At 67.9% G+C, this 5,647-nt stretch carries 4 protein-coding genes and 2 pseudogenes; 1 reads left to right on the top strand and 5 read right to left on the bottom strand.

The annotated features are described in order from the left end of the window. Nucleotides 1-109 precede the first annotated feature (109 nt). A complete protein-coding gene (locus tag EN745_RS37270) occupies nt 110-580 on the bottom strand; it encodes a substrate binding domain-containing protein (RefSeq protein ID WP_348630975.1) in 471 nt (156 codons plus the stop codon). 59 nt (nt 581-639) lie between these two features. After that, nucleotides 640-1,041: pseudogene (locus tag EN745_RS37275) on the bottom strand (LysR family transcriptional regulator); the annotation flags it as partial. A 97-nt stretch (nt 1,042-1,138) separates the two neighbouring features. Between EN745_RS37275 and EN745_RS28535 the strand changes: the two are divergent. After that, on the top strand, nt 1,139-2,149 hold the full coding sequence (locus EN745_RS28535; RefSeq protein ID WP_127422789.1) for an NAD(P)-dependent alcohol dehydrogenase: 1,011 nt from the start codon (nt 1,139-1,141) through the stop codon (nt 2,147-2,149). Nucleotides 2,150-2,241: 92 nt separating this feature from the next. On the opposite strand, the pseudogene EN745_RS28540 reads toward EN745_RS28535, so the two are convergent. The 3 genes and pseudogenes from EN745_RS28540 to EN745_RS28550 form a co-directional block, all read right to left on the bottom strand. Further along, nucleotides 2,242-4,535 (bottom strand): annotated as a pseudogene (locus EN745_RS28540) (xanthine dehydrogenase family protein molybdopterin-binding subunit). Further along, on the bottom strand, nt 4,532-5,515 hold the full coding sequence (locus EN745_RS28545; RefSeq protein ID WP_127422790.1) for a xanthine dehydrogenase family protein subunit M: 984 nt from the start codon (nt 5,513-5,515) through the stop codon (nt 4,532-4,534). The pseudogene EN745_RS28540 and the gene EN745_RS28545 overlap by 4 nt, the downstream one beginning before the upstream one ends. Then, on the bottom strand, nt 5,512-5,647 hold a 136-nt coding region (locus EN745_RS28550), incomplete at its 5' end, for a 2Fe-2S iron-sulfur cluster-binding protein (protein ID WP_245487865.1). The genes EN745_RS28550 and EN745_RS28545, both read right to left, overlap by 4 nt.

Below are 5,647 nucleotides of genomic sequence, written 5' to 3' on the forward strand. Positions count from 1 at the left end.
CTGCACGACATCGCCGGCGAACGCTCCTCCACCGTGGTCTTCCCGCTGCCAGTGGACCTGCTCGGGCAGTTTTTGAAGGGGCAGGCGAAGTGAGGCTTTGCTGGCCGCCTCAACCCCGCCGCCAGGGCGGCTCGGGCGAAAAGCGCTTGCCGATCCAGTCGGCGAAGGCGCGGGTCTTGGCGGCCTGGCCCTTGGCTGACGGCATGACGACATAGACCGCGCCCTCGTCAGCCAGCGTCCAGTCCTCCAGGATCGGCACCAGCCGTCCGTCGGCGAGCTCGCGGCCGACCAGCCAGTCGGTGCTCATCATCAGGCCGACGCCTTGCACGGCTGCATCGACCAGCACCTCGGCGTCGTCGGTGACGAGCGGCCCCGACACCTCGACGCGCGCGTGCCGGCCCTCGCGGTCGGTCATCTCCCAGGCCGGAAAGGTCTGGAAGCCTGAGAAGCCGAGGCAGACATGTTCGAGCAGCGCCTGCGGTGTTTCCGGCCTGCCCATTCTGGCGAGATAGGAGGGGGCGGCGCAGAGCAGCCGGCGCCGCGTCGCCACCTTGCGTGCCACCAGGCGCGAATCTTCCACGCGCCGAGCCGCACCGCCACGTCGAAATTCTCGGCGACGAGGTCAGCGAACCGGTTGGAAAATTCGGCCTCGATGCGGACATCGGGAAATTCGGCGAGGAATTGAGGCAACAGCGGCCCGATCCACATGCGCCCGAACGTGCCGGGCAGCGCCAGCCTGAGCAGGCCTCGCGGGCCGCCGCCAGCATGGGCGGAAGCGGCGGCCTCGGCCTCGTCGACCGAGGCGAGGATGGCGCGCACGCGCACCAGGAATTCGGCGCCCGCCTCGGTCAGCGACATACTGCGCGTGGTGCGGGAGAGCAGCCTGACCCCCAGCCGCTCCTCCAGCGAATGCAGGCGCCGCGACAGGATGGTGGGGTCGCGGCCGATCCGCACGGCCGCCCTGGTGAAGGAGCGCGCCTCGGCGACGGCCGCAAACGCCGCCATTTCGGCAAGTGCCGCCGGTTCGTGGGATTGCTGCATATTGCGCAATACTTAAATGTGAAAGCCAAGGATTATCCAGAAATAGCGCAGCAACTAGGTTCACTCAACCGATTAATCATCACACCGGAGTGAACCCATGAAAGCCATCGAACTGAGCCAGCCCAGGCTGGACGCCTTCCGCGCCGCAGTCGTTGCCACCCCCGAACCACAGCGCGGCGAGGTGCTGATCCGCCAGCGTTCGGCGAGCCTCAACTTCGTCGATGTCGCGGTGGCGAGCGGCAACTATCCCGGGCCGCGCTTCCCGCTCATTCCCGTCGCCGACGGCGCCGGCGAGATCGTCGCGCTCGGCGTGGGCGTCACCAGCTTCGCCGTCGGCGACCGCGTCGTCGTCCACGCCAAGCCGCGCTGGATCGGCGGCCGGCCTCGGCCTTGCGAGATGACGCAGATGCGCGGCATCTCGCTGCCGGGGTCGCTGGCCGAATATATCGCGCTGCCGGCCAACTCGGTCGTGCCGGTCCCAGCGCATCTCTCTTTCGAGGCGGCGGCGACACTGCCGATTGCCGGCACCACCGCCTGGAACGCCATCCGCGCCGCCGATGTCGGGCCGGGCTCGGTCGTCGTCCTGCTCGGCACCGGCGGCGTCTCGATCTTCACTCTTCAGCTTGCCAAGGCGGCCGGCGCCACTGTCATCATCACCTCGTCTTTGGACGAGAAGCTGGAGCGGGCGAAGGCATTTGGCGCCGATCACCTAATCAACTACCGCGCGACGCCTGACTGGGACAGCAAGGTCCTGGAGCTGACCGACGGCCTCGGCGCCGACCTCGTCGTCGAGACCGGCGGCGCCGCCACCTTCGCCCGCGCGGTCAACGCCACCGCGCCGGGCGGCACGCTGTTCACCATCGGCTTCGTTACCGGCGCCGAGGCAACGGTCAATCTGCTGCCGATCATCGTCAAGGCGCTCAAGGTGATCGGCAACAACACCGGATCGGTGTCAGACCTCAAGGACGCCACCCGCGCCATTGCCGCCGCTGGCATCGAGCCGGTCGTCGACAAGGTGTTTTCACAGAACGAAGCGGCCGAAGCCTACACCCACATGGCCGCCGGCGGCCTGCATTTCGGCAAGCTGGTGTTTGGGTTGGAGTGGTAAGGAAAGGCTGACGCTGAAGATCGGCGAAAAGCTATGGTGACGGACATTTCCCCGCAAGGGGGAGATTACGCTCTTCGCCAGCGGCACCCTCCCTAAATCAACTTCTCGAGCGTGATCGGCAGATCCCTGATCCTCTTGCCCGTCGCATGGAACACCGCGTTCGCAATCGCCGGGGCGACGCCGACGATGCCGAGCTCGCCGACGCCCTTGCCGCCGAGCACTGACGAATGCGGGTCGGGGATGCCGACAGAGATCGTCTCGATGTCCGGGATGTCGGCGTTGGTCGGGATCATGTAGTCGGCGAGGTTGCCGTTGACGATGCGGCCATGGCGGCGGTCGACCATGCCTTCCTCCAGCAGCGCCTGGCCGATGCCCATGATGATGCCGCCCTTCCACTGGCTTTCCGCCAGCTTTGGATTGTAGAGCCGGCCGGAATCCAGCGCCGACACGACACGCGACACCCGCACCGTGCCGAAATCCTCGTCGACCCTGACCTCGACGAAATGCGCGCACCAGGAGTGGCGTGAATAGTCGCCCTCGGTGTGCGGGATCGACACGGCGATGGTGGTGTAGTTCCGGTAGCGCTCCTCAGCCGTCGCGTTCGCCGGCATGGTATCGCCCTTGGCCTCGATCCGTTCACGACCGACGGCGGACAGAAGCTCGGCGATCGGGATCTCGGGACCGTCGCCGCGCGGCGAGGCGATGCGACCGTCCTTGACCACCAGTGTGTTCGCCTGCAGCGCATGGAAGGGCGAGCCCGGATCGGCGATCGCCAGCCCGATCAGCTCGTCCAGCGCCTGGCTCGCCGCCTTGTAGACCGCGCCCGTCATGACGCCGGCAAGGCGCGAGCCGCCGGCGACGCCGGCGCGGGCGAAGTGGGAATCCCCCAGCTTCACCGACACATGCTCGACCGGCACGCCGAGCGTCTCGGCCGCCGTCTGCGCCAGGATCGTGTAGGTGCCCTGGCCCATGTCGATGGAGGAGCTTTCGACCTCGACCGAACCGTCGGCGAGGATATTCACCACCGCCTCGCCATGGGCGGCCGCACCGGATAGGTGCCGGCCGCCACGCCCCAGCCGATCAACTGGTGGCCGTCGCGCATCGAGCGCGGCTTTGGCGAACGCTTCCCCCAGCCGAACGCCTCGGCGCCGGCTGCGAAGGCCTCGCGCAACTGCCTGGTCGACCACGCCTTCCTGGCGTGCGGATCCTGTTCGGCGTAGTTCCTCAGCCGGATTTCCAGTGGATCGATGCCGACCTCATAGGCGAGCTCGTCGATGGCGCATTCGATGCCGAAGGCGCTGGGGTTCTCGCCCGGCGCGCGCTTGGCGCCGGGCACCACGGTGTTCACCCGCACCACATTCTGCTTCGAGGAGAAGTTGGGCGTGGCGTACATGATCGAGGTGACGGAGCCGAGCGGCTCGACCCACATGCCATCGACCGCCGTCTCGTTGACGCCGCGATGCACGATCGACTGGATGCGGCCGTCCTTGTCTGCGCCGATCGCCACCGTCTGGCGGGTCGCGGCGCGGCCGCCATAGGAGGTGAAATTCTGCGGCCGGGTCAGCACCAGCTTCACCGGTCGTCCGAGCATCTTCGCCGAGGCCGCCGCCACCGCGCTGTGGGCGAGCGCCAGCGCCTTCGAGCCAAAGCCGCCGCCGATATAGGGCGAGACCAGCCGCACATTCTCGAACGGGATCGCGAACCATTCGGCATAGGTGCGCGCCATGCCGTCCAGCCATTGGCTGGGCTCCCAGATGGTGAGCGCCTCGCCCTGCCAGCGCGCGATCAGCCCATGCGGTTCCATCGCCGCCTGGAACTCGCGCGGCGTGTTGTAGGCCGCGCAGACGCGCACCGGCGAGGCGGCGAAGGCACCTTGAGCGTCGCCCCACTCCTTGGTCATGGCGTCGATCGGGATGCCGTCGCCGGCCTTGGGGTCGCTGAGTTCGACGATCGCCGGCGTCTCGTCATAGGTCACCTTGACGAGGGCGGCCGCCGCGACCGCCTGCTCGAAGGTCTCGGCCACCACCGCGGCGATATGCTGGCCGGAATAGGTGACCGTGCGGGCAAGCGGGCAATAGGTCTGTTGCGACGGCGGGTTGCCGAGCCAGTCCGAAGCGCCCTTCAACTCCATGATAGTGTCGGGCGTCAGGACCAGAAGCACGCCGGGCGCTGTCTCCGCCGCTCTGCTGTCGATGGCCACCACCGTTCCGGCGGCGATGGTGCTTTCTACCATCACTGCGTGCGCCAGCCCTTCGAGTTGCTGCTCGACCGCGTAGTGCGCCGCGCCGGTGATCTTGGCCGGGCCGTCGACACGCGACAGCCGCCCGCCCACCGCCTCGAGGCGGGCGCTGTCCGAAGCCGCATGTTTCATCTCATGAACGGTCATGCCGTCTCTCCCAAATTGAGGATGGCGCGCGCGACGACGCGCGGCGCGAGCTCGATCTTGTAGTGGTTGGCGCCATGGTCGACGGCGCCTTCCATGGCGAGTTCGCTCGCCTTGCGCACGGTGGCCTCGGTCAACGTCTTGCCTTTGAGCTCGTTTTCGACTGCCCGCGCGCGCCACGGCTTGGTGGCGACGCCGCCGAGCGCGACGCGGATGTCGCGGATGGTGCGACCGTCGCCTTCGAGCTCCAGCCCTATCGCCGCGCTCGCCGCCGCGAATTCGTAGGACTGGCGGTCGCGAACCTTGAGATAGGTCGAGCGTCTGGCCGCTGCCGAGCCCGGGATCTCGATCGCCGTGATCACCTCGCCGGGGCGGATGTCGTGCTCGCGCTCGGCGGTCGCGCCGGGCGCGAGGAAGAAGTCCTCGACCTTTAGCCTGCGCTCGCCGAGAGGGACCTCGGCGTCGAAGGCGACGAGCGCAATCGCGAGGTCGCCTGGATAGGTGGCGATGCAGGCCTCGCTGGTGCCGAGCACCGCATGGCCACGCGTCACCCCGCCGATCGCCGAGCAGCCGCTACCCGGCGCGCGCTTGTTGCAGGCCGGAAAGTTGGCTGGGTCGCGAAAATAGGGACAGCGCGTGCGCTGCATCAGGTTGCCGCCGATGGTCGCCATGTTGCGCAGCTGCGCCGAGGCCGCCTGCCACAGAGCCTCCGAGACGGCCGGGAAGCGACTTTTGATCCCTGCATGGTCGGCGACATGGCTCATCTTCGCCAGCGCGCCGATCACAGCGCGGTCGGCGGTGACGTCGATGGCGCTGAGCCCCTCGATATGGCTGATGTCGATAACGGTCGAGGGTTCGGCGACGCCGCATTTGGCGAGGTCGACCAGCGTCGTGCCGCCGGCAAGCAGCATGGCGCCGGGGAGGGCGGAAGCATGGCGCGCGGCCTCGACAGTGTCGGCGCGGAGGTAGGAAAAGTCTCTCATGAGCGGAGCCCCTCTGCTGCCTGGCGGACGGCGGCGACGATGTGCGGATAGGCGCCGCAGCGGCACAGATTGCCGGCCATGTATTCGCGGATTTCTTCGTCGGACCCCGCATGGCCCTCGCGGATGCAGGCC

It is taken from the genome of Mesorhizobium sp. M4A.F.Ca.ET.022.05.2.1, assembly GCF_003998845.1.
Classification (GTDB): domain Bacteria; phylum Pseudomonadota; class Alphaproteobacteria; order Rhizobiales; family Rhizobiaceae; genus Mesorhizobium.

What these genes read in the sequence shown, in the direction of transcription:
- EN745_RS28535 (WP_127422789.1), top strand. Translation starts at nt 1,139, where the DNA reads ATGAAAGCCATCGAACTGAGCCAGCCCAGGCTGGACGCCTTCCGCGCC.
- EN745_RS28545 (WP_127422790.1), bottom strand. Translation starts at nt 5,515, where the DNA reads ATGAGAGACTTTTCCTACCTCCGCGCCGACACTGTCGAGGCCGCGCGC.